The organism is Vibrio sp. (genome assembly GCF_047973365.1).
In the GTDB taxonomy this organism is placed as follows: domain Bacteria; phylum Pseudomonadota; class Gammaproteobacteria; order Enterobacterales; family Vibrionaceae; genus Vibrio.
On the sequence record NZ_JBKEBW010000013.1, the window covers coordinates 1 to 26,926 of the forward strand.

27 protein-coding genes are annotated in these 26,926 nt (G+C 42.2%); 11 read left to right on the forward strand and 16 right to left on the reverse strand.

Features of this window, described 5'->3' with window-relative positions; all coding sequences use genetic code 11:
- The first annotated feature begins 438 nt into the window (after window positions 1-438).
- Together lpxM and ACK5MF_RS01805 are read left to right on the forward strand one after the other, a co-directional pair.
- Window positions 439-1,401: a lauroyl-Kdo(2)-lipid IV(A) myristoyltransferase gene (gene lpxM / locus ACK5MF_RS01800; RefSeq protein ID WP_416918783.1), complete on the forward strand. Its 963-nt coding sequence runs from the start codon at window positions 439-441 to the stop codon at window positions 1,399-1,401.
- A gap of 7 nt (window positions 1,402-1,408) precedes the next feature.
- Window positions 1,409-2,665: an O-antigen ligase family protein gene (locus tag ACK5MF_RS01805; RefSeq protein WP_416918785.1), complete on the forward strand. Its 1,257-nt coding sequence runs from the start codon at window positions 1,409-1,411 to the stop codon at window positions 2,663-2,665.
- A 53-nt stretch (window positions 2,666-2,718) separates the two neighbouring features.
- Here ACK5MF_RS01805 and ACK5MF_RS01810 read toward each other — a convergent pair whose 3' ends face one another.
- Together ACK5MF_RS01810 and ACK5MF_RS01815 are read right to left on the reverse strand one after the other, a co-directional pair.
- On the reverse strand, window positions 2,719-3,735 hold the full coding sequence (locus ACK5MF_RS01810) for a WavE lipopolysaccharide synthesis family protein (protein WP_416918787.1): 1,017 nt from the start codon (window positions 3,733-3,735) through the stop codon (window positions 2,719-2,721).
- Entirely contained in the window at window positions 3,735-4,844 is a 1,110-nt protein-coding gene (locus tag ACK5MF_RS01815; protein ID WP_416918789.1) for a glycosyltransferase, read from the reverse strand. Before ACK5MF_RS01815 ends, ACK5MF_RS01810 begins: the two co-directional genes overlap by 1 nt.
- 203 nt (window positions 4,845-5,047) lie before the next feature.
- On the opposite strand from ACK5MF_RS01815, the gene ACK5MF_RS01820 reads away from it, so the two are divergent.
- Genes ACK5MF_RS01820 through waaA form a run of 4 tightly spaced genes read left to right on the forward strand, consistent with a single transcriptional unit; the run spans window position 5,048 to window position 9,335 of the window.
- Entirely contained in the window at window positions 5,048-5,917 is an 870-nt protein-coding gene (locus ACK5MF_RS01820) for a phosphotransferase family protein (protein ID WP_416918791.1), read from the forward strand.
- Window positions 5,918-5,919: 2 nt separating this feature from the next.
- Entirely contained in the window at window positions 5,920-6,966 is a 1,047-nt protein-coding gene (locus ACK5MF_RS01825; RefSeq protein ID WP_416918793.1) for a hypothetical protein, read from the forward strand.
- 57 nt (window positions 6,967-7,023) lie between these two features.
- Entirely contained in the window at window positions 7,024-8,055 is a 1,032-nt protein-coding gene (waaF, locus tag ACK5MF_RS01830) for a lipopolysaccharide heptosyltransferase II (protein WP_416918862.1), read from the forward strand.
- Window positions 8,056-8,072: 17 nt separating this feature from the next.
- Window positions 8,073-9,335, forward strand: coding sequence for a lipid IV(A) 3-deoxy-D-manno-octulosonic acid transferase (gene waaA / locus ACK5MF_RS01835; RefSeq protein ID WP_416918795.1), 1,263 nt, complete (start codon window positions 8,073-8,075; stop codon window positions 9,333-9,335).
- Here the strand turns inward: waaA and ACK5MF_RS01840 are convergent.
- Both ACK5MF_RS01840 and ACK5MF_RS01845 read right to left on the reverse strand, forming a co-directional pair.
- Window positions 9,332-10,042 carry a 3-deoxy-D-manno-octulosonic acid kinase gene (locus ACK5MF_RS01840; protein ID WP_416918797.1) on the reverse strand — a complete coding sequence of 237 codons (711 nt, stop codon included), beginning with the start codon at window positions 10,040-10,042 and terminating at the stop codon, window positions 9,332-9,334. The genes waaA and ACK5MF_RS01840 overlap by 4 nt on opposite strands.
- 42 nt (window positions 10,043-10,084) lie before the next feature.
- Window positions 10,085-12,040, reverse strand: a complete 1,956-nt coding sequence (locus ACK5MF_RS01845; protein WP_416918799.1) for an RNA-binding domain-containing protein — start codon at window positions 12,038-12,040, stop codon at window positions 10,085-10,087.
- A gap of 162 nt (window positions 12,041-12,202) precedes the next feature.
- Here ACK5MF_RS01845 and ACK5MF_RS01850 point away from each other — a divergent pair, with 162 nt between their 5' ends.
- From ACK5MF_RS01850 to coaD, 5 genes are read left to right on the forward strand one after another with little or no spacing between them, the layout of a single operon-like run.
- Window positions 12,203-13,255, forward strand: a complete 1,053-nt coding sequence (locus tag ACK5MF_RS01850) for a glycosyltransferase family 9 protein (RefSeq protein ID WP_416918801.1) — start codon at window positions 12,203-12,205, stop codon at window positions 13,253-13,255.
- On the forward strand, window positions 13,248-14,036 hold the full coding sequence (locus ACK5MF_RS01855; protein WP_416918803.1) for a glycosyltransferase family 2 protein: 789 nt from the start codon (window positions 13,248-13,250) through the stop codon (window positions 14,034-14,036). The genes ACK5MF_RS01850 and ACK5MF_RS01855 overlap by 8 nt, the downstream gene beginning before the upstream one ends.
- The gene (locus ACK5MF_RS01860) at window positions 14,033-15,082 is read left to right on the forward strand and encodes a glycosyltransferase family 4 protein (protein ID WP_416918864.1); all 1,050 of its coding nucleotides are present in this window, start codon (window positions 14,033-14,035) and stop codon (window positions 15,080-15,082) included. Before ACK5MF_RS01855 ends, ACK5MF_RS01860 begins: the two co-directional genes overlap by 4 nt.
- A 60-nt stretch (window positions 15,083-15,142) precedes the next feature.
- Window positions 15,143-16,240: a glycosyltransferase family 4 protein gene (locus tag ACK5MF_RS01865; protein WP_416918805.1), complete on the forward strand. Its 1,098-nt coding sequence runs from the start codon at window positions 15,143-15,145 to the stop codon at window positions 16,238-16,240.
- Between the two features lie 15 nt (window positions 16,241-16,255).
- Window positions 16,256-16,753, forward strand: a complete 498-nt coding sequence (gene coaD, locus ACK5MF_RS01870) for a pantetheine-phosphate adenylyltransferase (RefSeq protein WP_416918807.1) — start codon at window positions 16,256-16,258, stop codon at window positions 16,751-16,753.
- A 47-nt stretch (window positions 16,754-16,800) separates the two neighbouring features.
- On the opposite strand, the gene ACK5MF_RS01875 is transcribed toward coaD, so the two are convergent.
- The 12 genes from ACK5MF_RS01875 to ACK5MF_RS01930 all read right to left on the reverse strand — a co-directional run bounded on the left by ACK5MF_RS01875 (window position 16,801) and on the right by ACK5MF_RS01930 (window position 26,839).
- On the reverse strand, window positions 16,801-18,765 hold the full coding sequence (locus ACK5MF_RS01875) for an LTA synthase family protein (RefSeq protein WP_416918866.1): 1,965 nt from the start codon (window positions 18,763-18,765) through the stop codon (window positions 16,801-16,803).
- Between the two features lie 214 nt (window positions 18,766-18,979).
- Entirely contained in the window at window positions 18,980-19,984 is a 1,005-nt protein-coding gene (locus ACK5MF_RS01880; RefSeq protein WP_416918809.1) for an NAD-dependent epimerase, read from the reverse strand.
- Between the two features lie 62 nt (window positions 19,985-20,046).
- Window positions 20,047-20,856: a bifunctional DNA-formamidopyrimidine glycosylase/DNA-(apurinic or apyrimidinic site) lyase gene (gene mutM / locus ACK5MF_RS01885; RefSeq protein WP_416918811.1), complete on the reverse strand. Its 810-nt coding sequence runs from the start codon at window positions 20,854-20,856 to the stop codon at window positions 20,047-20,049.
- Window positions 20,857-20,881: 25 nt separating this feature from the next.
- Window positions 20,882-21,484 (reverse strand): hypothetical protein, encoded by a 603-nt coding sequence (locus tag ACK5MF_RS01890; protein WP_416918813.1) that lies wholly within the window; start codon window positions 21,482-21,484, stop codon window positions 20,882-20,884.
- A gap of 336 nt (window positions 21,485-21,820) precedes the next feature.
- The gene (locus tag ACK5MF_RS01895; protein ID WP_416918815.1) at window positions 21,821-22,297 is read right to left on the reverse strand and encodes a hypothetical protein; all 477 of its coding nucleotides are present in this window, start codon (window positions 22,295-22,297) and stop codon (window positions 21,821-21,823) included.
- Window positions 22,298-22,378: 81 nt separating this feature from the next.
- Window positions 22,379-22,678, reverse strand: coding sequence for a type II toxin-antitoxin system RelE/ParE family toxin (locus ACK5MF_RS01900; RefSeq protein ID WP_416918816.1), 300 nt, complete (start codon window positions 22,676-22,678; stop codon window positions 22,379-22,381).
- Complete coding sequence (locus tag ACK5MF_RS01905) at window positions 22,671-22,964, reverse strand: type II toxin-antitoxin system RelB/DinJ family antitoxin (protein WP_416918818.1); 294 nt, start codon at window positions 22,962-22,964, stop codon at window positions 22,671-22,673. The genes ACK5MF_RS01900 and ACK5MF_RS01905 overlap by 8 nt, the downstream gene beginning before the upstream one ends.
- Window positions 22,965-23,087: 123 nt before the next feature.
- On the reverse strand, window positions 23,088-23,270 hold the full coding sequence (locus tag ACK5MF_RS01910; protein ID WP_416918820.1) for a CopG family transcriptional regulator: 183 nt from the start codon (window positions 23,268-23,270) through the stop codon (window positions 23,088-23,090).
- Between the two features lie 76 nt (window positions 23,271-23,346).
- Window positions 23,347-23,514: a 50S ribosomal protein L33 gene (gene rpmG, locus ACK5MF_RS01915; protein WP_004728408.1), complete on the reverse strand. Its 168-nt coding sequence runs from the start codon at window positions 23,512-23,514 to the stop codon at window positions 23,347-23,349.
- A 13-nt stretch (window positions 23,515-23,527) separates the two neighbouring features.
- On the reverse strand, window positions 23,528-23,764 hold the full coding sequence (rpmB, locus tag ACK5MF_RS01920; protein WP_165312557.1) for a 50S ribosomal protein L28: 237 nt from the start codon (window positions 23,762-23,764) through the stop codon (window positions 23,528-23,530).
- Between the two features lie 591 nt (window positions 23,765-24,355).
- A complete protein-coding gene (gene radC, locus ACK5MF_RS01925; protein WP_416918824.1) occupies window positions 24,356-25,030 on the reverse strand; it encodes a RadC family protein in 675 nt (224 codons plus the stop codon).
- Window positions 25,031-25,159: 129 nt separating this feature from the next.
- Complete coding sequence (locus ACK5MF_RS01930) at window positions 25,160-26,839, reverse strand: methyl-accepting chemotaxis protein (protein ID WP_416918826.1); 1,680 nt, start codon at window positions 26,837-26,839, stop codon at window positions 25,160-25,162.
- Window positions 26,840-26,926 lie beyond the last annotated feature (87 nt).

Genomic DNA, 26,926 nt, shown 5'->3' on the forward strand with positions numbered 1-26,926 from the left:
ACACATCTTGAGGTAAGATTTTACGGCGACGAACCGTTGCATGTGTTGTTAGGTTTAACGCGTCGTTCACCCATTCAATAGGCAATTGTGCATTAAGGACTTCAAGATATTCAGTGTTCAGTGGATAGCAAGTAGAAAGGTCATCTAATTCATTGGCAAACATACTAACTCCTCAGTTACGAAGAGTTAGTTTGCTTGAACTGCAAGATCGTTCAAGTAGTTATATTTTCTTTAAACGATCAGCATTGTGCCTTCGCAGGAATGACAAAAAACCATCAATAACAAATAGTTAATAATAACAAAAATTCAAGACAAAGAAGTACAAGAATGACGAAACGGACACTCAACATCGCGGTGAAAAAATAAGAAACTACTGTCACCTAACATTAGCTGATATACTCCCCCACAGTATTATTATTCAAATAACTTGAGCCACTTATGTCGTCACCACGTAATGACTTTGATGAATACGCCTATAATCCTCAATTTCAGTTATCCTTTCTGCATCCTCGTTATTGGGGAACGTGGTTCGCGGTTTTCATCTGCTGCTGCATCAGTTTTTTACCAACATCCATAAAACGCTTTATTGCGGTTTATTTGGCCAAACTGGCGGTTAAGATAAAAAGCAAAGCCAATACTCGCGCTCGGGTTAACCTACAAATGTGCTTCCCTGAAAAATCCATTCAGCAAAGAGAAGCCATTCTGCAGCAAATGTACATCACCTCAACCATGTTCCTGATGGGCTTCGCCGCGACCTCACTGCGCAGCAAACATTGGTTAGAGCGTAATACCACGCTTCGCGGTTTCGAACATGTTGAGCAAGTGCTGCAACGAGGCGAGAAAGTGATTTTGCTGGTTCCACATACCTGGTCGATTGATATTCCAGCAATTTTATTGGCTTCTCGCGGGCACCCCGTTTCGGCAATGGCGAAAGCGCAAAAGAACCCAGTTTCAGACTGGTTAATGCACAAACAGCGCACACAATATGGCGGTCGAGTGTATGACCGTAGCGTTGGCATTAAACCGTTTATTAAATCGGTACGTAAAGATGACTATTTAGGTTACTACCTGCCAGATGAAGATCTCGGCCGTGACCACAGCGTATTTGTCGATTTTTTCGCAACCCAAAAAGCCACCATTGCCGGGCTAGGCCGCCTTTCTAGCTTAAGTAAAGCGAAGATCGTCCCATTGTTTGCCATGTTTAATGTCGAAGACGGCAGATATGAGTTAGATTTCTACCCTGAACTGCCGTTCCCAACAGGCGATGAGCAGCAAGACGCAAGAATGATGAACGAGTGCATTGAAAACTATGTATCTCAACGTCCTGAGCAATATATGTGGATTCTACGTTTGTTGAAAACGCGTCCTGATGTTAATGCGAAAAATCCATATTCAAAATAGACTAAAAATGAATAATATAAAATTTAATAAAGAGCTATATACTTCAGTTATATGTTGTTTATTCCCAATACTTCTAATTATGTTTGCTAAAGGCTACAATTATGGTGCTATATTATTATTATTTTCTTCACTGTATTTTATTAGTAGTAGTTACAGTCAATACAATATAAAAATTATTAAACATGTTAGTATCACATACTTTTTCTATTTTGGAATTTATGTCCTCTCCGTTATTTTTCGCAATGATGAAATATCAGACTTAGACCAAATAAGTCGATTCATTCTAGCAATTCCTATTTTATGGATGATTAGTCATAATAGGATCAACAAGAAGTATTGGATATTATCAATTATACTTTCTAGTCTAGTTGCAGGTTTATCTGCCAGTTATCAAGTCTACTACTTAAATCTAGAAAGAGCATTTAGCGGCAACTCTCCGAGTATATTTTTCAAAGGAGCCATGCCAATTCAGCTAGGAAATATAGCAATAACTCTAGGACTAATGTGTATCCCTATTGCTATTTATTTTCTTAGAAAAAAGAACACTTTCATTGCACTATTAGCAATAACAGCCTCTATTAGCGGGATTCTAGCCAGTTTATTATCTGGTAGTCGTGGAGGATGGATAGTATTGCCATCAATTATAGTATATCTACTCTTGGTTAACCGAAAATATATTAATAGAAAGTATAGATATATTATATTTACTATATCCACATTGGCTACTACTACTTTGCTGTGTATTCCAATGGTAAAAAATAGAATTTTTCAAGCCTATGATGAAATTATCCAATTTTATAATAATAGTGATACTTTCACTTCGGTCGGTATCCGCTTTGAACTATGGAAAAGTTCATGGCTTACGTTTCTTCAACATCCACTATTTGGAGCCAGTGAAATAGGCCGACAAGAACTGCATCGTCAATGGGCAGAGATGGGTTACATTTCAGAAAAAATAGGTAAGCTAGTTACGCATTCTCATAATCAATACCTAGATAACTTATCTGTCTATGGGTTAATCGGCCTTATCGCTCTTCTATGCCTATTTTTCGTTCCAGCAAAAATATTTATCAGCGTACGAAAAAACACATCTTCAGAATTAGATAAAACTATTTGTGATCTGGGGATCATATTAATTCTTGGCATGATGCACTACTCTTTAACTCAGGTCATGTTCGCTCATAATTCAGGAACAACATTCTATGCTGTTATGCTCGCGATTTTAATCGGTATGACTTCAAATATGAAAGAATTAAAACCGTAGTTATCACGTACTATGACCCTTAAGAGCATGTTCAATAGAGTGATGACTAAACATTATAAATTTAGTGCTTTAATGGTCGCCAGCCCTTTTCTTGACATTTTCTTTATTCTAAGCTTAGTTTGCAATCTCGTCGGATAAATGTACATACAACGCTGGAAGAATAGTATGGATCTTTTAAACCAGTAATGTTCAATTTTTAAATTAGGATCGCAATAAGCCTGGTGTAATTTTTTCCATTCAAAAAACTGTAAGTGTGCTATTTTTCCACTAGTTCTCGATACTCTGGCTTGCCCTAAAAATTTTTGACATAGCCCTAAGCCAATCATATCAATAGGAGCAACAATAAGATTATTGGCAATAATTTTATCGGATAAATGCAGCACTCCTTTACTGTTATCCAACAAACTCTTTAGCTTTATTGTTGAATTGAATTTTCGTAATGCCGCAAGAAATAAAGCTTGAGTACAATCAATAACAAAATCAGGAAAGCCTTCATAAAGTGGTATTTCTTTACTTGGCTTGAAGTCTTCAAACCACGGAAGATCCCATAATGCCAGCAAATCTTCAGTTAAACCGAAATAGAAAAAATCACTCACATGAAAAGCAACTGGATAACCTTTGGCATATTTTCTTGTAAAAACATCACAGACAACGACATACTCGTTAAAATATTTATGCTGAGAATTTCGTTTGTTATATTTTTTCTGCAATTCAACAAACCCATTACCTGTGAGGTAGTTATCACTTCTTAATTTAACTGCATATTTAGTTTTAACTCTTTTTAATCCTTCGCACGAAGATACAATTTGTCGATTGTTGTTATAGTTTTGTGGCTCACCGTGAATATTATAATTTCTGCTATTTGAGCCAGGATCTTCAGATATAACTAAGGTGTCATAATCTAACCCAGTTAAATTTTGTCCAGGCCATGTTGATAAGATAATATGAGCACCGGGTAAATGTTGTCGGATAGAAGCTAAACATTTGTGAGTTATATTGGGCTCTTGAGGACGATCACTAAATGTCTGTACTGGGCCTTGAACGACGACTGTAATATCAATATAATTCATTATATCTTCCCAATATATTTATCACAAACAATACGAAAATCTAGAAAAGATATATTTTCTGAACTAACTTTAGGTGGATTTTCCAATAATAAATCCAATTTTTCAGCTAGCTGAACATAATCACCACGAGGAACAATCCAATCACTTAACTCTCCATTAAGTAGTTCCCTTATTCCACCAACGTCTGTAGCAACTACTGGCGTACCTACAACTAAACTTTCTACAACAACTGTAGGTAATCCTTCAACATCTGAACTCAATACATATGCACTAGCGTTTTTAATATAAGGTAAGATATTTTTATTAAATCCTTTAAATATTACATTTTCTTCTATAGATAATTCTTTAGCTAATTCCTTTAACTTATTTAATCTTTTGCCATCACCAAAAATAATAAGATCATGAGAACACTTACTCATACTCATTGCATAAGCTTTTAATAATATATCAAATCTTTTTGTTCTATCAGGTCTACCCGCTGCTATAATATAAGGTCTAGAATGGATGACACCAACATCTAAAGCAGCTTGAGTCTCAATATGTTCAAAATTAAATCCATTATATATGGTATCTATACTGATTGGTTTGGCTTCCATTTTATTGATCATATCTAATTTAACTGAATCTGATACTGAAAGTAGGTTTTTTCCACTATAAACTTTTTGATAAAATTTTTTATAATAAGGTCTAACTAATTTCCTATGCTTTCCTATAAAATTATCAAATTTACAGCTATGTAATACACAATAATATGGCGTTTTTAATTTACCAAATGATATAGAAGCTGTTCCATGAATAAATATTTTGTCATATCCATTGAGTTTTTTTTGTAATTGTGAAGAAAAATAACTGCTAAATAGATAGGCATAAACATGACGGTCAAGTATGTTTTTACATATACGAAAAAACAAGCCTCTTAGTTCATTAAAGCTTTTCTTACTAACGCCATTAATATCAATAAATATATCATTATCTTTTAACTCTATAGGTTCTTCTACAAAAATGTAATCAACCATATAACCTTTACTTCTTAAACAATTTACAACATCCCGTGTAACAATATATAAGCTGGTTGAATAGTTACCACCGACTAAAAAAGCGATCTTCATAGCTAATCTCAAGTTAAAATTAATATTTCAATAGAAAATAATAATACATATAGCGGATAGTTTATCAGTTTTCTTTCACTATGGGTAACTATCAAACTAATTTCAGCTAATCTTCTTTTAGTCATTTAAGATTAACGCTATAATTCCCAATTGTTTTCTCAGTACTTAAGTCTAGTCCTGACCATAAAGGTGATTCAAGAAGTATGGATATTAACAAGAAAATTCAAGCGGCTTCTCACTCTGGGGCAATACTGCGGGTTATTCAAAACGATCAAAACTACTTAGTTGAAAAGTCCATTACCACTTCGATTGAAAAAAACCTTTTGGGGATTCAAAAACAGCAGAAATTTCAGTGCCTGCACACACCGTCTTTTGAGGTTCTTTCTATCCCTGTTTTGAACACACACCTGTCACAAGAACAACTTACTATCACCATGCCCTATATTGAAGGTTTAGGTGGAGAGCGAGTTGCCTATCGAGGTTCTAAAACCGTAGCAAAAAACTTAAAAACAGCATTAGATTTTTATCTGCTCAATAGCGTTGCGCATAGTCACGACGGCACTTATCCTATTCAGGCAATTCATGACAAACTCACTAGCATACAAACAAACCTAAACGGTAAGGATACTTTATTTCCTCAGTTAAAAGAGCAAATGCAGCAGTTTAAAGTATTCTGTCACAGAGATCTTCATTTACCGATAGGTGAATGCCACGGAGATTTAACCCTAGCCAACCTAAAAGTAACAGAAGATAACAAACTATATTTGTTTGATTTTCTGAGCTGTGAAATCAATAGTCCGCTACAAGACGCAGCTAAAATCATTCAAGACTTCCAGTACGGCTGGAGCTTCAGGAAGGAAAAAGAGAGTATACGCATGAAAGGAGAAATCTTTTGCGAATATGCTTATCCTTCATTTATGAAAACGCTAGAGCGTTTGTTCTGGTATGAAATGCGAGTAATAGAAACATTAACGCTATTACGCATCGCTCCTTACATTAACGAGCAAGACCAAGTAACTATTGATTGGTTTAATCGCGTAATGACCAAATCCATTAATAAAATAGAAAGGTAACTATGTTTACATTAATCCTTCCCGTTGCAGGCCGTTCTTCTCGCTTTCCAAACATGAGACCTAAATGGCTGTTAACAATGCCTGACGGCAAGTTAATGATTGAAAAGTCTGTCGAAGGCATTGATTTAACAACGTTCGATAAAGTGGTCATTGTATGCCTCAAAGAGCACCTTGAAAAATATACGGCAGCTGAGATGGTATTAGAGAGTTTTGAACGTAGTACATCTATTGTTCCTGAACTGGTTGTCCTTGATGAACCGACATCATCACAATCGGACACAATTTACCAAGCCATTAAGCAAGGTAATATCCAAGGTTCTATTTTTATCAAAGATTGCGACAATGTTTTTTCTTGCCAACCAGAGCCCATTAATAGTGTCATGGCAATCGATCTTAATGACATAGAACTTGTTGATGCGAAAAATAAAAGTTACATTGAGGTAGATTCATTAGGCATTATTTCCAACATTGTTGAAAAGGAAGTTATCAGTAACTTTTTCTGCTGTGGCGGCTATAGTTTTGCTTCTTCTGCAGAGTTTTGCGAAGTATTCGAATCAATATCTTCTGACAAAGAAGTCTACATATCTCATGTCATCTATAAAATGCTAATGTCGAATGAAGAGTTCGTTAAAAAATCGGCATCTACTTACACTGACTGGGGAACATTACGTGAATACCGTCATTACTGTAAAAAGTACATTACTGTTTTTTGCGATGTAGATGGAGTCTTACTTAAAAATGGTAGTAAGTTTGCTAAAAATGGTTGGAAAACGTCAGGTTTGGAATCTAATTTGAAAAAAATTAGTGAATTACAAAAGGATGGTGGGTTATTCTTGGTGCTTACGTCTTCACGCCCAGAAAGTGAAATTGATTATACTGTTGCTGAACTCGCGAAATTTGGCGTTCGCGTTGATCGTTGTTTATTCGGCTTACCACATACCCGGCGTTACCTAATTAACGACTACTCAGCAACAAATCCATATCCTTCAGCTATAGCAATCAACCTCGAAAGAGATCGCGAAACGCTCAATAACCTTTTTGATGATTAACATTTTAGGGGCATGAAGAGTTCCCTTTTATTACTAAGCCAAGCCATTTACTGTGATATGAAAAAAATCCTGATTATTGGTCCTTCATGGGTCGGAGACATGGTGATGTCTCAGACTTTGTACACCACCCTCAAACAACAGCATCCTGATGCTGTTATTGATGTTATGGCTCCGGCTTGGTGTAAACCTATTCTGGAACGTATGCCAGAAGTGAATCAAGCAATTGAGATGCCTTTAGGTCATGGTGATTTTAATTTCCTCGGCCGACGAGCTTTAGGAAAAACCTTTAAGGGTAAATACGATCACGCTTACGTACTGCCAAACTCGGCGAAATCCGCATTAATTCCCTGGTTTGCAGGGATTAAGGTACGTACTGGCTGGAAAGGCGAAATGCGTTATGGGTTGCTGAACGACCTTCGCCCCAACAAAAAGTCATTCCAATACATGACAGAACGTTATGTTGCACTTGCCTATCCGAAAGAAAAGATGCAAGGCTCTGCCTCTCTGGGTGGGCTTGAAACATTGCCACGCCCAAGCTTGCATATCGATCCACAGATACAGCAACAAACGCGTGACAAGTTTGCCTTAAATTCAACACGACCAGTGATTGGTCTATGCCCGGGTGCAGAATTTGGCCCAGCCAAACAATGGCCTGCCGAACATTACGCTACTGTCGCAGGGGAAATGATTGAGCAAGGCTACCAAATTTGGCTGTTTGGCTCAGCCAAAGATAGCCAAACAACTCAGTCTATTCGTTCTTATTTAACGGATGAACAACAAAATCATGTTTTCGATTTAGCCGGAAAAACCAGTTTAATTGAAGCCGTCGATATGCTTGCTTGCTGTGAAAGTGTCATCAGTAACGATTCAGGGTTAATGCATGTGGCTGCGGCGGTTGGCTGCCAGGTAGTTGGCATTTATGGTTCAACATCACCCACTTATACACCGCCATTGGCAGAAAAAAAGGCGATAGTTCATACCGATATCGAATGTCGACCTTGTTTTAAACGTGAATGCCCGCTGGGCCACTTAAAATGCTTAAAAGATCTCGCGCCTTCACGAGTGATTGATGCACTAAAACAGTTTTAATCTTAAGAAGGCTTACTATGCGTCTGCTTTATACTCTGCTTCTCGCTTTAGTCAGCCCTATTTTTCTTTACTCACTGTATAAGAAAAAACAGGGTAAGCCTTCATTTGGAGTTCGTTGGAAAGAGCTCTGGGGGATAACGCCAACTATCCAAGGGAAAAAGCCAATTTGGATTCATGCGGTTTCCGTTGGCGAATCTATTGCGGCTATTCCCGTCATTAAAGCGTTAAAGAAAGCGCAACCAACCCAAGACATTATCGTCACCACCACCACAGCGACCGGAGCCGAGCAGATCGCCAAATTAGGCGACTTGGTAGAGCATCGATTTATGCCGCTGGATTTTTCCTGGTGTGTTCGCCGCTTTATTCACACTGTTCAACCATCACAACTGCTGATCGTCGAAACCGAACTATGGCCAAATACGCTAAAAACCGTACATCAATCCGGAATTCCGATTACGATTATCAATGCTCGTCTTTCTGAACGCTCTTGTGTGCGTTATCAGCAGTGGCGTGCTTTTTTCAATTTGATTAAGCCTTATATTGACCGTATTTTGTGTCAATATCAGAGCGATGCCGAGCGCTTTATTCGCTTGGGTTTTGCGGCGTCTCAGGTTCAGGTAACAGGCTCCGTTAAGTTTGATATTGAAATTCCGCCTTCAGTACAACAAACAAGTATTGAGTTAAAGCAGCAATTTTCTGACCGCCCGGTCTGGATTGCCGCAAGCACTCATGAAGGTGAAGATAGCATTGTATTAGACGCTCATCGACAACTACTTGAACAGTTTCCAAGTGCGTTGCTAATTTTGGTTCCTCGTCATCCGGAACGTTTTACGCCAGTGTTCGAACTTTGTACAAAGCAAGGTTTTACAACTCAAAGAAGAACTGACAATACCTCCGTAGAGCAAAATTGTCAGGTCTATCTGGGAGACACCATGGGTGAGATGCTGATATTGCTTGGAGCGGCAGATATCTGTTTTATGGGCGGTAGCCTTGTTGGCGATAAAGTCGGTGGACATAATCTGCTTGAACCTGCCGCATTAGGCAAACCGTTACTTAACGGCCCCAGTTATTTCAATTTCAGTGAAATTGTGCAGATGTTGCAAGAGAGTGATGCGGTAAGTATTTGCAACAATAGCCAAGAAATGGCAAAGACACTAAAACAGCAATTTACCAATAGTGAGTTAATGAACAAGCAAGGGAAACTAGCACTGCAAGTCGTAGAACAAAACCGCGGCGCAATCGAAAAAACCGTCAGTGCGGTTCTTCCGGTGATGAACTAAGCTTGATACCCCTGCAACAATGTCAGCCAATCCTGTTGCTGCCACTTTATCCCGAACCGTTGCTGCTCTTTGTTAAATGAACGCAGCAAACGGTTTAGGTTGTCTTGTTTCCAATCGTCACCATTTTGCTGATAGCACTTATCGAAATCGATAATCCATACTTTGTTTTGCTCATCAAGCAGAATATTGTGAATATTCAAATCGGTATGGTTAACTTGCGCCGCATGCAATTTGGCGATCTGCTGACCAACGCGCTGGTAGATCTCATTAGTTAATGGCTGCTGTTGTAAAACCGCCACCAGATCGCGCGCATTGGCGATCTTCTCACTTAAAATATCCGCTTGATAGAAACAGCCTTGGCGCACCGCTCTTGCCGCAACGGGCTGAGGTACATTCACCCCTTGCTGGCGAAGATAATCAAGCAGTTTAAACTCAGCATAACTTCGAGTGTTGTGCCATCCGTTAAACCAGTAACTATCGCTCACCAATTTGCCAAACAGACCGCCACGACGATAATGGCGCAAAGCCCCCTCGCCTTGTTCTAGCTGTACAAACCAAGTTGTGCCCCGCCCTTGTGCGCTGCCGGTTATTTTGTTGTTTTGTTGCCAAAACAGCGGGTCAAAGCAGGACTCTACCGGTTGGCGAAGTAACTCGCTGTTGTACCAAATCTGTTGATTTTTTAATGTTAGGTTACGAATGTCAGACATAATCAATACGTTCTTAAGGTTCTATTTTTACGCTTATTCAAGCTAGGTACACGGGCTAGTATTATTTTGAGTCGTATAGCCTTGCTCTGGGTGATTTGGAACTGTCGGAAATGCGAGATACAACTGCTGATCTTTAACCATAGGGCTTAAGTAGTGTCGTCTTAACGTTTCGGTATTCATTCCAAGTAATTCGGCAAGATCATAAAGCCTTAAACAGTTAGGTGCAGCATGAGAGCAAAGCATTAGAATGATATTTTTTACATCTGATTTTTGTTTCCGACCTTGCTGCTGCGCCACAGGAAGCGCAATGTGTTTTAGCTCATTCCAAAGCTTCAAGTCTTCTTCAGTAAAACTATTTACCGGCTCCGGCACTAACTCCGGCACTAACTCCGGCACTAATAGTAACGGCTCGGATTCAAGCAAGGAAAGTTGCCTCGCACTAGGAGATGCGACAAAGCTGACATTCTTACCGGCAGCATTATCTGGAGTTGGAATCTCAATTCCTTTCAAGTGATAAATTTTACTTTTATGATTGCCTGCCGACTCTAAATACCCAGCCAAAACTAACTGGCTTAGTGCTAATGTCACTTCTCGGGTATGCTCTGATGTGAGAGAACAAATACGTTCATGATTAAACCAAGACTCTGTGATTGCTGTGACCAAGATGATTCGCTTAAGCTCACTTAACTGATTATATCCTCTGCCAAACAAGTCAACTAACTGCTGATGCAGTTCCGGTGAAAGAATGTTTACCATTCGAAGTTCTAACAGTGTTTGCCCTAGTTCATATTTTTCGTATAAATGCGGTGGTTGCCAATTTTGACTGCGGCAGTTGCTGTATATTTTAGGAATGCCTGAGCCAGCCTTTTCACTTAAACCAATATTCAAGAACATTTGGTGAATGGCGGGATTACGACATTGACTATTACCACCCGCAATAGCTTCTTGTACGGGAATGCGCATCAACCCTGGATTACGAAAGCCGATAAAATCAGGGTGTTTTTCGATGAGTATGTTATCTTCTGATTCAAAATCAGCATGCGCAAGAGTATTGACTAAAGCTTCTCGAATCGCTTCATGGGCAGGAGAGGTATCTAGCCGCTGACCATCATTAAGTTGAAAACCGACTTTTAATTCAGCGGTGAGCTTCCTATAAACCTTACGGTAAAAATCAAAAACATTGCCAGACCACGCCCCATCGGTATAAACACGATCAATCCAACGATGAGAACTATCATCTTTCTCTTGATAATCGAGAGAATAGGCAGGAAAGGCATCTTGTAATGCATTCCAGCGACCAAACATCACTAACCCAGCTAATGTTAACCCTGCAATACCTGATGCGCGATCTCGTTTCCAAGCTCGAATAGAACGCAAAAACTCCTGATCTGATAATTCCAAAAAAGGATGCTGAGGTTTAGCATCTTTAAACATCTGACGATAGATGCGTAAACTCTCTGGTTCAATATCATCGATAGTAAAGTGCTCTAACACTCGCTGATCACGCTCATTTTCTTGTTCGGCGATCATTTGTTTTACGATATCAGAAGAACATTTTTGGTCAGCTTCATAACGACGTACATAGCTACCTGTCAGTGGATTACCATTAATATAAACGGGACGCTCTTTACGTGAAGCTTTCGGAACATCAATATAAATGAGAGACTTACCGTCAATAAGTTCAACACGTACATTTCGTTCACTAAGTAAGTTACAGCTCACCTTATTAGTATTGTTGACAGTATCAATGATATTTTTGATTAACGGCGCAGGGTTTGCGATACCTTCAAGAATGAAACGGCCACGCTGTTCCCTAATACCAAGCAGGATCACGCCTCCCCGAGTATTAGCGAAGGCACTATAAGTTTCCCACATGTCATTAGGTACAGCACCTTTACCATCACGACCACCCGCAAGTTTGCATTCAACTTCAACGCTTTCTTGTAACGCTTGAATATCATCGAGACTGTTTAGGGTTAATTGACGAATATTAGGCATAATCAATAGTTCTTAAGGTTGTATTTTTACACTCATTCAGGGTTAGTACGTTGTGCTTTCACTGATGGCATAGCGTATCATTCATTAAAGTTCTCCGCACAGTTTTACATTCATTGTTGCAATACGCATAATTAGCGTAATTTCTCTTTATATTGAAGACTTATGGCTCTATTTAGCTCTGCTCCGAAATCTTTATGTGTACTGCGTCTATCAGCAATTGGTGATGTTTGCCATGCTATTTCTGTTGTGCAAGCCATTCAAGCACATTGGCCTGAAACTCAAATCACCTGGGTTTGCGGCAAAATTGAAGCTCAGTTGATATCTGATCTGCCCGGCATTCGTGTGGTGGTGTTTGATAAGAAATTGGGATTTGCCGGAATGAAGGCGTTGTGGACAACGCTAAGCCATGACCGTTTCGACGCTCTGCTACATATGCAAGCCGCGCTGCGTGCCAGTATTCTGTCGTGGGGGATTAAAGCTCGCTATAAAATTGGTTTTAGTAAAAATCGTACCCGTGAAGGTCAGTGGTGGTTTACTAATCGTCATTTGCCGCCGACTGAGGCTTTTCATGTATTGGATAACTTTGCTGAATTCGCTCGCTATTTGGGAGTTCCGTTTGATAAGCCAAACTGGAATATTCCGCTGTCCGAACAAGACATGGCTTTTGCTACCGAAGCATTACAAGGTAAACGAACACTGGTGATTAGCTCTGCGGCAAGTAAAGACAGCCGCAACTGGCTGACTGAGCGTTATGCGGCTATCGCTGATTATGCGAGCAACAATGGGCTACAGGTAGTGTTGTGCGGTTCTCCTGCGGAAAGAGAAGTGAAACTGAGTAACGCGATTACCAATTTATGTCAGCAGCCCGTGATCAACTTAGTTGGGCAAACCTCATTAAAGCAACTGACGGCGGTTTTAAAGCAAGCGACAGTGGTACTCGCGCCAGATTCAGGCCCAGCGCATTTAGCAACCACTCAGGGAACACCGGTCATCGGTTTATACGCGCACAGTAATCCATTACGTACCGGGCCTTACAATAGTATTGAATTAAGCGTAAATGCCTACCAACGCCTTGCCGAAAAGCAGTTCAATTGCCCAGTAAGCGAGCTAAAATGGGGAACGCGTTTGAAAGGTGATGATTTAATGCAAGATATTCAGGTTGATGAGATTAAGCAACGACTAACGCCATTCTTCACAGGACAAAATTATGACTGAGCATAAACCAACGCTTGGCGTTTTAATGATCGTTAAGAATGCGGAGCAACATTTGCAAAAGACGCTTAGCTCCGTCCATCAGTGGGTTGATGAAATCGTCATTCTTGATTCCGGTAGTACAGACAGCACACTTGATATCGCGAAACGTTATACCGATAAAATTTACCATCAGGAGTGGCTGGGTTTCGGCCCTCAACGACAAAAAGCGCAAAGCTATATGACAGCAGATTGGATCCTGCCTCTTGATTCTGATGAAGAAGTCTCTGAGGAACTGCGTTTGTCTATCTTAAACGCTATCGCCAATGATGATGGTCGGTCTGTCTACCAAATTAATCGCTTAACAGAAGCATTCGGCAAATTCATTCACTATTCAGGCTGGTCGCCTGATTGGGTAACACGCCTCTATCGCAGAGAAACCACTCAATATAACGATGTGCTGGTGCATGAATCGGTCATCATTCCTGACGGGGTCCAACTTAAGTCGCTTCAAGGTGACTTATACCATTACACCATTGATAATCTGCCTAATTATGTAGAAAAAACTCAGCGCTATATGAAAGCTTGGGCAGATCAACGTGAAGGGCGTAAAAAATCCTCGCTCGCTGGTGCAATTATGCATGGTTTTTTCCGTTTTTTTAAAATGTACATCATCAAACGCGGCTTTCTTGATGGTCGTCATGGGCTATTGATTGCTCTATTAAGTGCCAATACGACGTTTACCCGTTACGCTGACTTATGGTTACGTGACTATGCTAAAAAGCAGCAAGAGAAGAAGCACTGAATCATATCTGCCACGTTAACTTAGCGTCTGGTTATCACGGCGGAGAAAATCAAACTCTGCAGTTAATCAAACAACAAATAAAAATGGGCTATCAACTCACTGTTGTGGCTAATCCAAACAGTCCTTTTTTTCATAAGGTATCAGAGCTACCTTGCCGTGTTGTGGCCTGTAAGCACTATCTGTTACAGCACGCAAAATCTGTCACACAAGGCTGTTCTCTTATCCATGTTCATGAAGGTAGAGCAATTTACTGGGCATGGTTGCAAAACAAGCTGCACAATATTCCGTATATTGTCACTCGCCGTATTGATAACCCACTGAAAAAAAAATGGCTTGCTAACCAAGCCTATAGCAACGCCTCGGCGCTTGTTGGGCTGAGTAATATGATCGCATCCAGAATTCAGGCTGCTTATCCGAATAAAATGCTCGAAATTATCCCAAGCTCTCCGGTGACTTATCCAGTAAATGAAGAAAATGTGAAGCTCATTAAACAGCAGTTTACGGGGCGATTTCTAATCATTCATGCGGCTAACATGCTAAAACATAAGGGTTTTGATGTAACTCTCGCTGCCGCGAAACAATTGCAAGAAAGTGGCTCTCCTGTCCATTTTGCGCTTCTTGGCGACGGAAAAGAAAGAACTGCGTTGGAACTGCAAGCTAAGAGCCTATCGAATGTGACGTTTATGGGTAAGCAAAGCAACATGGGAGATTGGTTCGCAGCTGCCGATTTATTGATCCATCCTTCGTACAGCGAGGGGTTAGGCTCAGTGATCCTGGAAGCCATGGGCAGTGGGCTACCGGTTATTGGCACCAATGCCGGCGGTATCCCTGATATTATTGAAAATAACCATTCTGGGTTGCTGATTGAGCCCGGAGACGCTCACAGCTTAGCGAATGCGATAACGAAAATTCGTACCGATGAGCAGTTACGCGAAAAATTGTCTACGGGTCGTCAACAAAAATTGACCACCTTCCTGATTGAATATACTGCGCTACGCTATCAAGAGCTCTACTCTCGTGTAGCAGCCGATAGCTCCAATCAATAGATAAACAGATTGATAAACATGAACGCCATTTAAAATCATAACTGAGGCAATAACAATATAATGAAAATCATGATTTTTAGCTCATACAATGACGCCTGGAACAGTGTTCGTCCTGAGGGTGAAATGTTTATTGAAATGGCAAAGTTAGGACATGAAGTCACTATCGTCACTCAGGGTTCAGCAGAGTATGTTTCTCGCTTTCGCGATAACGGCATTAAAGTGATTGATTGCTATCCAACCAAGAAAATTTGCCTCAACAGTATTAAAACGCTGCGCAAAGAGCTGAGCGAGCACCACTATGATGTGGTGTATGCCATGAATTCTAAGACGATTCCTAATGCGGCATTTGCCTGTATTGGCTTTAAGCACACCAAAATGGTGACTTATCGAGGCACTGTCGGCGGCTTGTATCGTCATGATCCAAGCGCGTATCTCACTCACCTGCACCCTCGTGTTGATGGTGTCAGTTGCGTAGCACAAGCGGTGACGGATGATGTACGCAAGCACTGTTGGAAAAATCCACAAAATATTGTCACGATCTACAAAGGCCATGATATTGCATGGTATCAGGCACAAGCTGCGGATTTAAACACTTTAGGCTTGCCAGAGAATGCATTCGCCGTGATTTGTATCGCCAATGCTCGCCCCAGCAAAGGGGTTCACGTTCTTCTTGAAAGTGCGAAGCAGCTTGCCGAATTAACCCATCTTCATCTGTTGTTAGTGGGTCGAGATATGGATACAGAACAAAATCTTGCGCTCGCACAACAAAGTGGGATGAAAGAAAGAATTCACTTCCTTGGCTATCGCAAAGATGTCCCTGAATTGCTTGCAGCAAGTAAGGTTCAGGTACAACCGTCGATCAGTGGTGAGGGTTTACCGAAAACCATTATCGAAGCGATGGCAATGGGAATTCCTTCGGTTGTGACGACAACCGGTGGCGGTAAAGAGCTGCTGATCGATGATGAAACTGGATTTATTGTTCCAGTAAAAGATGCCAAAGCGATTGCAGATAAAATTCAGTGGTTATATCAATCAGAACCCGATCGCCTAGTTATGGGTAAAAAAGCGCAACAGAGAATGATTAACGACTTTTCCTGTCAAGAAAGTGCCAAAAAGCATTTGGCTTTTTTTGAATCGTTATTTGTTCATTCAAACTAATTAGGGCTTACGACTGTGAAAGCAAAAAACCTCTCCCGCGTCATCTACCCAGGTACCTTTGATCCGATCACCAACGGACATCTGGATTTGATTGTGCGCGCTGCCAATATGTTTGATGAAGTGATTATCGCCGTGGCAGCGAGTCCGAGTAAGAACACCCTATTTACCTTGGATGAGCGCGTAGCGTTTGCTAAGCAAGTCACTGCTCATTTACCCAATGTGAGCGCCAAAGGTTTTTCCGGCTTGATGGTGGATTTTGCCAAAGCAGAAAAAGCGACGGTGTTAGTGCGAGGGCTGCGTACCACAGTCGATTTCGAATACGAATTTGGTTTGACCAATATGTACCGCCGTTTGATGCCGGAATTAGAAAGTGTGTTTTTAACTCCGGCAGAAGAATACGCTTTTATCTCATCAACCATAGTACGTGAAGTGGCGATTCATGGTGGCAATGTGGATGAATTCGTACCTGAAGTGGTCGCGAATGCGTTGCATAGTAAGAAGATTATTGAGTAATAGGTACGTGGTTCTCCCCCTCAAATGAGGGGGAAGTGTAAAAACGGCTAAGGTGTCATGGGCAACACTTGCGAACGCAGGTAATAGTCCTGTAATTGGTGATAATCTTTCCCCCAATCCGTATCAAATTTAGGATCGGTTTCTGGCTGAGCCTGGCTAAACAACCCATGTTGTTTGTCCCATGGATGGAATACCCCAGAGCCATTACTACTGAATGCACCGTAGGAATTAATACTGCGTGTCGCATTGTAGCCCCAATTGCTTACGCCTTCAGGTGAAAGCATATTCTCCCCTCCTAATGAGATGTAATCCTGATCAGATAAACTCACATTATACAGCGTTGGGAAAATGTCCCGATGCGAACCAATTCGTTGTGGATCATAACGATAGGGCATATTCGCAAGGATCGATTGTGGAATATTAAGGTAAAATGGCACCGCATAAGTTAAACCAAATTCGGTGGGCTCGTCGGCACTGGCGTAGCGCATGCGGTGATCGCCAGTGACAGCAATCACGGTGTTGTTCTTCAGTTTATCAGAGTGCTTAATGCGGTTAATAAACTGCCCCAACGCATCGGAGGCATACTGGAACGTATTCAGCAGTGTTTTTGCTTGCTCTCCCTGATAACCGAGTAGCGACGACAAGCGCTCATTCATCGCCGTCGGTTTTGGCTGATAATATTCTGGCACGACATAAGGTGAATGGTTAGTCACCGTCATAATAAAGATAAATGTGGGTTTTTCCGCTTGTTCCAGTAGTTTGTTGGCAAATTTGAACATATAACCATCGGCAACCCCCCAGACTCCCGAATATTTTTCCGCTTCAGGGAAAGCTTCAATAATGTCGTTTTCATCATAGACACGATCAAATCCCTGAACAGGCAGATAGTTCGCTAAATTCCGCCACATACCATTACCACCGTAGAGAAAAACCACGTTATAACCGGCCTTTTTGTATGGCAAAATCGCCGAGCTTGGCAACGGCTTATTCTGAATGGAAGAATGGCTGATCGTCGCTATTGGGCTGTGGAACAGTGTCATCACGATACTATCAATCGTTGCCGACGTTCCTGCCATAAAGCGTTCAAACCAAAAACCTTGTTTAACATAAGGACGAAAACTACCGAGCAGATCGTTCTTTTCTTCATCATCTTCAACCAAAATGTTCATGCCCATGCTTTCCATCATAGTTAGCACGACATGCGGCGGGTTTTGCTGTAAATAGTCATTATCAGGCGTGTGATATTCCGGCGTTGCCTGACCGAGCATTTTTTCCATTAAAGCGGTTAACTCAGTATTAGAAACCGGTGCGAAATGATGCTGTTCTTTATAGTCTGAGATTGCCCAGTCGAACGCCATAAATACGTTCGGTGTGATCATATTCAGCGGTTTATAGGCTGACACACTGGCGTGATAACGCTTGAGAGGATGGCTGCCTAACGTGCCTCGAGCAATAATAAAAGTAGTGAGGACCACAACTAAGATCAGCAATGAACTTAGGCTCCAATGCCAATTCCGATCGGTATTCAATCGCCCAACAGGGGCCGATAAAAAGCGCTTACCGCATACATAAGCTAACCCAGCTACTACGAGTGAAGTGAATATGCTGCGTAAAATGGGGTAGTCTTGCCACATGTTGTCTATGATGGCCTTGGTGTCATCTTGCCAAAATCCAAAAACAAACAGATCAACATAACTGCCGTAGGTTTGATAATAATAGAAGTTGCCAATAGACCCGGCGGTATAAAGAAATACGATAACAGCATGATAAGTTAGGGAAAATTTCAACCATGATTGATATCCCCTGTAGAATGCCGCACAAATCAGCCCGCTAAGTAACAGAGGGGCATAAGCAATAGCAGTGACTTTGGCATCAAAACGACCGCCAACCAAAAACGCACGCCAGATGTCATCACCAATACCATCTTGGGGCAGCATATGCTGAATGCTAAAAAAGAAAATTCCGCGTGAAATCAGCAATACCATGAATGAAAAGACACAGTATTGCAGCATCAGCAAACATAGCTGGCGCAGGTGAGATTGGTAATTTGAGTTCATAGCATTAAACAACAACGAGAGTCACCGACCTCAGGAGGCGTCACTTCTACGTAATTAATTTTTTTATCAGTTAAACAAAACAGGGAGGAAATAATACAGGATGGGTATCGTTATGCTGTAGGGAAAAAAGAGGAAACAAAGGAGGAAAACTCCTCCTTTTCGGCAACGATCACACTTTATAAAATTCTCGATACCATTGCACAAAGTTCGCCACACCTTGCTCAACGCCCACTTGGGGTTTGTATTGCGTAGCTGCAAATAAGTCATCGGTGTCGGCATAAGTGATATAGACGTCACCCGCTTGCATTGGCAGCAGGTTTTTCTTCGCTTCAATGCCTAGTGCGGTTTCTAACGCCTGAATGAAGTCCATCAGCTTCACAGGGCTGCCGTGACCGATGTTGTACACTCGGTAAGGCGCAGAACTGGTGGCCGGAGTGCCCGCTTCCACACTCCACTCCGGGTTAACTTGTGGAACCACATCTTTGATACGCAGAATACCTTCAACAATATCGTCGATATAAGTGAAGTCGCGCTGCATATCGCCGTTGTTGTATACATCAATGGCGTCACCGTTGATGATCGCTTTGGTAAACTTGAACAACGCCATATCCGGGCGCCCCCAAGGGCCGTAAACGGTGAAGAAACGCAGCCCAGTGGTTGGCACACCGTAAAGATGAGAATAGGTGTGTGCCATTAACTCATTGGATTTTTTGGTTGCCGCATACAAAGAGACTGGGTGATCCACGCTATCTGAAGTATGGAATGGTGTTTTGCGGTTCAGCCCGTAAACCGAGCTTGAAGAGGCGTAAACTAAGTGCTTGATTTTATTATGACGACAACCTTCAAGAATGGTTAAGTGACCAACAAGGTTGCTGTCGGCATACGCCATTGGGTTATCGATAGAGTAACGTACACCAGCCTGAGCCGCTAAATGGATGACTTTATCAAACTGCTCTGTGGCGAACAGATCAGCAACCGCTTCGCGATCAGCGATATCCATTTCAAGAAAAGAAAAGTTGTCATGCGCTGCACGTTCTAAACGCGCATCTTTTAACGCCACATCGTAATAATCGTTGAGGTTATCGATGCCAACCACTTGATGCCCTTCAGCACAAAGGCGTTCAACCACTGCCGAGCCAATAAAGCCCGCAGCGCCCGTCACTAAATATTTCATCGCTATTCTCTTAGAATAAAAATTCACAAAATTATATCACAAACCATAATCGTCACGATGAATCAATGCTGACACACAGGGCAAAAAAACGTATTCCTCTGCCCTATTTTTACATCGCTAATCGGTTCGCCACAATTCGGGCAAGCTTGCTTGGCTCTGCCATACACTAGCAGCTCTTGTGCGAAATACCCCGGTTTACCATCGGCTTGCGCAAAATCTTTCAGTGTTGTCCCGCCTTGAGCAATTGCGCCTGTCAGTACCGCTTTGATTTCTGCCACCAGCGTTTGCCATTCGTCCAAAGATAAAGAACACGCAGGGCGCTGTGGGTGAATTCGCGAGCGAAACAGCGATTCGCTGGCGTAGATGTTCCCCACGCCGACAACAACTTTGTTGTCCATAATAAACTGCTTAACCGCCACCCGCTTATTCTTGGCTTTGTCAGCAATATAATGTGCGTCGAATTGTTCAGTTAGCGGCTCAGGACCGATATTGGCTAACACCGGATGCGATTCCCCTATTGGGCTCCACAACCAGGCACCAAAGCGACGCGGATCGTTATAGCGCAATACTTTGCCATTGCTTAGTGTGAGATCCACATGATCGTGTTTGCCGGCAGTGATAAACCCGTCGAGCACACGCAGAGAACCCGACATACCAAGATACACAATCGCGCAGCCAATATCGGTTTCAATCAGCAGGTACTTTGCTCTTCTGGAGATAGAGCGAATAACCTGCCCTTCCATCAGTTTCAACTGTGCCGGAATGTCCCAACGCAATTTTGGGGTGCGAAAGACCAGCGACTGAATTTTCTGCCCCACAAGATGAGGAGAAATACCCAAACGACTCACTTCGACTTCTGGGAGTTCTGGCATTAGATTTCCTTGTTTATTAGTGTCTTTATATTTTAAACACAATCCCCCTCAGCACAGGCTGATAATGATTTCCATACACCAAAGGTCGCATTATCTGCTGCCGCTTTGGTTTACTTGATAATAAAGGGGATAATTGTTCTATGGAATGTAGCCAGTTGATAGAGTCAGAACAGCGATAAGAGATCAATTTGATTATATTCATATAGTCATGAATGAGATTTCGATTAATCAAATGTTCATGGTGCGCAATTCTGTTTCTAACAAGACGTATCGACTCCAACGAATTATAAATGTCTGAAAGTAATGAAGCTGTAGTTAAATGCCCGGTGCCATTGGGAAACATGTTCAATAATTCTACATCCCAAATACGGGTTGAATGTCGGCTAGTGAACATTTTCTGCCAAAACACGAATTTTAACTCAGGAATAACTTTACCTGTAGTTGCCTTATTGCGTCTTGCGTTAACTAAATCAGCTCTTGGGTTGTATCGTCCTTTACTGGGCAATGTAAGTTCGAAGGTACGTTCCCAAGGCCAGCGCTCGCCATAAATTTTAGTCAAAACATCATTAACAGCGTTTCTTACCACCACTTCACAAATATGTATTGGTAACATGAAAGCCGACGACACTTGACCATTCCAGCTATACAGATTCAACGCACTCACAATACAATACGGATGTCCGTAGTAATCCTGAAAAGTCTTAAGTCGCGTCTCTGACAACGCTTTAGCTACATTAGTTAAAATGAAATTATTTGACGAGTAAGACAATTTTTCTTATCCTTATGCCACTAGCTACGAGATCCGCGGGCGTAAGCCTCCACTTGTAGACGCACGAAGTAGGAAGCCCAAGCATTTATGTTTGGGCTTTTCTCATTCTACCTAACCATAAATCCTATTAGCATCTTGAACTAATGAAAGATGGTTTAAGTTATGAGGATTGGGACCATAAGCGCAAACTAAAACTTACTCCGGCAACAAATACCCTTGCTCAACCGAAATCGCTACCCACTTATCCTGCCAGTTTTTAAACAGCCAAAAACGTGGGGTCTGATAAAAAGTGATCCTTTGTGGTTCTTCCTGGTCGCTATACCACACCTCTACCGTTTGTGGATTACGCAGAATAGGCTGGAACGACTGATAGGTTTCATCGTCCACTTCCGTACCAACCAGCGCTTGCCAACGCTCGACTAATGTTTCAGGTGCAATGCTGCTTGGCGGTGTTGCTCGCCAGCGCCCTTGATTTTTTTCTAACGATAGCTGAGGGAAATGCATAGCCTGAAGCTGCCATTCGTGATTAAGCAAGGAGGGATAAGCTGGTGCTGGCGGTTCCATAAAGTAGGTTTTTATCACGGCGGGAAGATTTAATACCCCGATAAATAGCACCACAGCCAGAATAAGAATGTTGTTCCACCGACGACGGCGGTTAGGAGAAACACGCATTGGTGCTGTCCTTAGTAACCAAATGATTAAGTTAGAATAACAGAGCCAGAAATTGAGACAAGCGAACTAAACTTGCTTCTATTATTGAGCCATTGGAGGCCACAACTGTGCGGCATGCAGAATGCGCAAGATACGCACGACGGAAGCCTCTTTTGTGCATACAACTGTATATACAACAATAAAATTTGCTCTGACAACCATTTCTCGCGTACCTTCAACTCGGCCAGATCGATAAAGATGTGGGTGTTCCAACAACTTCATAGATTTTCTATCTATGTCCTCTTTCAGTCGTTGGGCAGCATCAGGGTTATCATCCGAGATATAATCAATAATCGACAACAAATCGACGCGAGCTTGTTGCGACCATTCAAGTTCAAGCACTGCGTTTACTATCGATCATTGATTGTACCTCGTCCATAACGTTCTGATGCGGAACGCCCGGGTAGGAGTCAGACAAGGCTTCGAGTACCTTGGTCCGGAACCATTCATCGTGGGTTTGTGAGTCAATAGTCAAACCGGCAGGTAAGCCACCTTCTTTAGATACTCGTGTGAGAAAGATACGTACTGCATCTGAGATAGATAAACCGAGATTAGCAAGCGTTTCTGTCGCTTCGGCCTTGAGCTTATCGTCTACACGAATGTGTAACATAGATGTTTGAGCGGTCATCGTTGTATTTCCTACTGGTATCTATCTCTTTTCATTATGTATCTCATTTGAGACATAGTCAAATGAGGTGCATAAAACCCAACACTAGTGGTTAACGATTTTCTTGAATGTGGCGTTGCGAGTTTATCGGCTAAAACGAGGAACAGGCAGTTGTTGATCCGTACCTAAACTATCAGCCCATGCTTGCACTAACAAATGCTCAATAACGTTCCCAGCGTTGACATCTTCTAACCCTGCTTGAGTCAATTTATCAGCCTTATTATCCGGAGAACTCTGTACCACGGCAGTTTGCTTCACATTATTCATATTCGTAAAACTCCTTAAAAGAAAAAACCCAACCATATAGGCTGGGTTTTCTTACTACTTTAAAGAAAGCGATCAATTACTTGATTTTTGCTTCTTTGTACACAACGTGTTGGCGAACTACTGGATCAAACTTTTTGATCTCGAATTTGCCTGGCATGTTGCGCTTGTTTTTGTCAGTAGTGTAGAAGTGACCAGTACCAGCAGATGATACTAGACGAATTTTCTCACGAATGCCTTTAGCCATTGCCTAATTCCTCTTAAACGTTTTCGCCACGTGCACGAATGTCAACAAGAACAGCGTCGATGCCTTTCTTGTCGATGATACGCATGCCTTTAGCAGTTAGACGTAGTTTAACAAAACGTTTTTCGCTCTCTACCCAGAAACGATGAGTTTGTAGGTTCGGCAGAAAACGACGCTTAGTAGCATTTTTTGCGTGTGAACGGTTGTTACCCGTTACTGGACGCTTACCAGTTACTTGGCATACTCGGGACATGAATGTCTTCTCCAAATCGTTTCAGCTCGATATCAACCTTGCTGGCTGAACCTCTTAATGCTCAAAATGAACGGATTAATGCTCAAAATGAACGGAAGTTAAAACCGCTATGGAAAATCCACGCAAGGCTATCAAAGGTCGCGCATTATACTAACTTGATATGCATTGCTCAAGACCCGAACAGATCCTTTTTGCAGGATTCGCTGATCTTTTTTCTCTGGCGAGCTGAATTAGTGTTAAAAAATGTGTGCGAATCATACCAGAAAACCAGAGAAAGCTAAGCATTTTTTACACATTCAGGCGAAATCATCAGCAAATGGCCTTTAAGCCTTGTTTTTATATTATTTTGTCATTGCTGCGTAAAAAATTTTGTCATTCCTGTGAAGACAGGAATCTAAACCCGAGCACACGCACAAAGAGCGAGATCCCGGATAAATACTGCGTATTTTCCGGGATGACGCGAGTGAGCTGGCGTATTTTCTGGGATGACAGCAGGTTGTATTTTCCGGGATGATGACCGTAGCGGCACATTTCCCAGTTTGACAGTCGCGGAGCTGGCGCATTTTTCGGGATAACGAGAGAGGAGCCCTCTCACATCCACCCTCGTTCGGCAAAAGAAACGATTTCTCCGTCACCGACCACAAAATGGTCCAAAACACGGATATCCACTAACGCTAGCGCGTCGCAGATGCGGTTGGTGATCCTTCTGTCTGATTGGCTTGGTTCTGCCACGCCAGAGGGGTGATTGTGCGCCAGTATCAAGGCAGCTGCATTATGTTGCAGGGCGCGTTTCACTACCTCTCTTGGGTAGACACTTGCGGCATCAATGGTGCCTTCGAATAAGATTTCATCTTGTATCACCCGATGTTGATTATCGAGAAAAAGTATATAGAACGCTTCTCTTTGTTTGTCGCGCAGTACGCTTGATAAATATAACTGCGTTTGCTGAGGGCTGGTTAACGCCGATCCTCGTTTTAATGTTTCTGCCAAAAAGCGTTGGGTAATTTCCAGACAAGCTTGCATTTGTACATATTTGGCTTCCCCTAACCCTTTGTGCTGGCAAAAATGATCTTTGGATGAGGAGAATAGTGATCGCAAGGAACCAAACTCGTTTAATAACAGATCCGCCAGTTCCAGCACGTTCATCCCTTGCGTCCCCGTGCGCAGCAATATTGCCAGCAGTTCGACATCAGAAAGTGCCTTTGGGCCGCGTGCAAGCAGTTTTTCGCGCGGCATAGCATCATTGGGAAGGAATTTTCGTTTCATATCAGTTCCTGTATGTATTCTTCCTAGTTAAGGATTTTTGACATACAAAACTGAAAAATCCCCAACATCGCAAACCGACTTTGGGGATTTTTAGAGTCAATTCAATATTTTATTGATTAAGCGTGTTAATTAAACCTTAAAGTGACCAACCAAACTGCCCACTTTATCACCCGACTGAGTGAGTCGATGGCTGATCGACGCGGAGTATTTCAGGTTGTCACTCAGATCGTTAACGATGTGCTGAATGGTCACCAAGTTCTGGTTAATCTCTTCCGATACCGCACTTTGCTGCTCAGCGGCGGAGGCGGTTTGCGTACTCATATCCTGTATCACAGAAACAGCGCTTGAAATGCCCGAAAGCATTTCTTTGATCTGCACTGACTCTAACGCGGTTTTCTCACCGCGTTCCTGGCTGATCGTCATGCTCGACACCGCTTTGTCGACGCCTTGATTGAGCGCATCAAGCATAGTACTGATCTCTTTGGTGCTGTTTTGCGTGCGACTTGCTAACGAGCGAACTTCGTCCGCCACAACCGCAAAGCCTCGGCCTTGTTCGCCAGCGCGCGCCGCTTCTATCGCGGCATTCAGGGCAAGCAGGTTGGTTTGGTCGGCAATGTCACCAATCACTTTCAGCACTTGGGTGATCTTATTCGCTTGTTGACTGAGCTCCTGAATCGCATCGGAGGTCAGGCCGACTTCATTCACCAAGGCACCAATGCCTTCGATGGCTAAATTCACTTCTCGCTGCGCTTCGATAATTTGCTGGTTGGCCGACTCAATCGCCTGTGCCGTCGAGTTCGTGTTATTGGCCACCTCACGTGAAGTGGCACTCATTTCCGTTACGGCGGTCACCACTTTGTCGGTTTCCAGACAGTGATCGTTCATCTGCTTGCTCGACGTAGTGGTTTGCTTATCAAGTTCCATCGCCGCCGAGCTGACGTCTTCTGCCGAATGGCGAATATCAGCGATCATCGGGTGAAGCTTATCCATGAAATCATTGAATGCTTTCGCTACTTCACCAATTTCGTCATGGCTCTCGACTTTCAAACGCGCGGTTAGATCACCGCCACCGGCGGCCACATTTTTCAAAGAACCAACGATGTGCTGTAATGGTGCCACGCCACGCGCGACTAACCAGCTAACAATCAAACTGGTAATCAATAAGCCTAAGAAAGAGAAACCTACCGCCGAATAGGTTTGACCATGCAAAACAGCCAAACGCTGCTTTTGATATTCGGCAAGCTGAGTGTCGATATCATCGATGTAAATGCCCGTACCGAGTACCCAATCCCATTTCGGTAGATATTCTGCATAGCCCAATTTCGGTGCTTGCGCTTTAATTGACGGTTTCATCCATGAGAAATACAAAAAGCCATCACCGGTTTTAGAAGCCTCAATTAGACCGGCAATCACTGGTACACCGTTGTCATCTTTTAATCCGTAAAGGTTTTTGCCTTCCAGGGCAGGGTTCATGGCGTGAAGCGTGTTCACCCCTTGTGAATCATAGGCAAAGAAGTAGCCATCGCTTTCAAAACGCATCGATTTTAAAATTTCTTTAGCTAATGCTTTGTTCTCAGGAGTGTTTTCCTGTTCATAAAGGGACTTAACCGCCGTCACCCCCATCATTAAGTAGGCTTTTAACTCTTGTTTGCGACTGTTGACTAACTGCTCACGATATTGAGTCAGCTCTTGTTGCAAACTGTTCATGCCTATCCAGTAATAGACCATTGAACTGACACTGGTAATTAAAACTAACGGAACAACCGTAAGTAATAATAACTTGGTACGACTTCTCATCGAACGAAACATAAACCACCCTAATACATTCTATTGGCTCTAATAATAATTCTAATATTATCGGCTGCTGGTGATACGAACTAAAAGTAAATTTCGCCA

Bases quoted from the DNA above. Each gene is read 5' to 3' on its own strand.
- ACK5MF_RS01930 (WP_416918826.1), bottom strand. From the start codon at position 26,839: ATGTTTCGTTCGATGAGAAGTCGTACCAAGTTATTATTACTTACGGTT.
- ACK5MF_RS01815 (WP_416918789.1), bottom strand. From the start codon at position 4,844: ATGAAGATCGCTTTTTTAGTCGGTGGTAACTATTCAACCAGCTTATAT.
- waaF (WP_416918862.1), top strand. From the start codon at position 7,024: ATGAAAAAAATCCTGATTATTGGTCCTTCATGGGTCGGAGACATGGTG.
- waaA (WP_416918795.1), top strand. From the start codon at position 8,073: ATGCGTCTGCTTTATACTCTGCTTCTCGCTTTAGTCAGCCCTATTTTT.
- ACK5MF_RS01825 (WP_416918793.1), top strand. From the start codon at position 5,920: ATGTTTACATTAATCCTTCCCGTTGCAGGCCGTTCTTCTCGCTTTCCA.
- ACK5MF_RS01855 (WP_416918803.1), top strand. From the start codon at position 13,248: ATGACTGAGCATAAACCAACGCTTGGCGTTTTAATGATCGTTAAGAAT.
- rpmB (WP_165312557.1), bottom strand. From the start codon at position 23,764: ATGTCCCGAGTATGCCAAGTAACTGGTAAGCGTCCAGTAACGGGTAAC.
- rpmG (WP_004728408.1), bottom strand. From the start codon at position 23,514: ATGGCTAAAGGCATTCGTGAGAAAATTCGTCTAGTATCATCTGCTGGT.
- ACK5MF_RS01865 (WP_416918805.1), top strand. From the start codon at position 15,143: ATGAAAATCATGATTTTTAGCTCATACAATGACGCCTGGAACAGTGTT.
- ACK5MF_RS01880 (WP_416918809.1), bottom strand. From the start codon at position 19,984: ATGAAATATTTAGTGACGGGCGCTGCGGGCTTTATTGGCTCGGCAGTG.
- ACK5MF_RS01805 (WP_416918785.1), top strand. From the start codon at position 1,409: ATGAATAATATAAAATTTAATAAAGAGCTATATACTTCAGTTATATGT.
- ACK5MF_RS01845 (WP_416918799.1), bottom strand. From the start codon at position 12,040: ATGCCTAATATTCGTCAATTAACCCTAAACAGTCTCGATGATATTCAA.
- radC (WP_416918824.1), bottom strand. From the start codon at position 25,030: ATGAAACGAAAATTCCTTCCCAATGATGCTATGCCGCGCGAAAAACTG.
- ACK5MF_RS01810 (WP_416918787.1), bottom strand. From the start codon at position 3,735: ATGAATTATATTGATATTACAGTCGTCGTTCAAGGCCCAGTACAGACA.
- lpxM (WP_416918783.1), top strand. From the start codon at position 439: ATGTCGTCACCACGTAATGACTTTGATGAATACGCCTATAATCCTCAA.
- ACK5MF_RS01875 (WP_416918866.1), bottom strand. From the start codon at position 18,765: ATGCTGCAATACTGTGTCTTTTCATTCATGGTATTGCTGATTTCACGC.
- ACK5MF_RS01850 (WP_416918801.1), top strand. From the start codon at position 12,203: ATGGCTCTATTTAGCTCTGCTCCGAAATCTTTATGTGTACTGCGTCTA.
- mutM (WP_416918811.1), bottom strand. From the start codon at position 20,856: ATGCCAGAACTCCCAGAAGTCGAAGTGAGTCGTTTGGGTATTTCTCCT.
- ACK5MF_RS01910 (WP_416918820.1), bottom strand. From the start codon at position 23,270: ATGAATAATGTGAAGCAAACTGCCGTGGTACAGAGTTCTCCGGATAAT.
- ACK5MF_RS01840 (WP_416918797.1), bottom strand. From the start codon at position 10,042: ATGTCTGACATTCGTAACCTAACATTAAAAAATCAACAGATTTGGTAC.
- ACK5MF_RS01905 (WP_416918818.1), bottom strand. From the start codon at position 22,964: ATGACCGCTCAAACATCTATGTTACACATTCGTGTAGACGATAAGCTC.
- ACK5MF_RS01820 (WP_416918791.1), top strand. From the start codon at position 5,048: ATGGATATTAACAAGAAAATTCAAGCGGCTTCTCACTCTGGGGCAATA.
- ACK5MF_RS01895 (WP_416918815.1), bottom strand. From the start codon at position 22,297: ATGCGTGTTTCTCCTAACCGCCGTCGTCGGTGGAACAACATTCTTATT.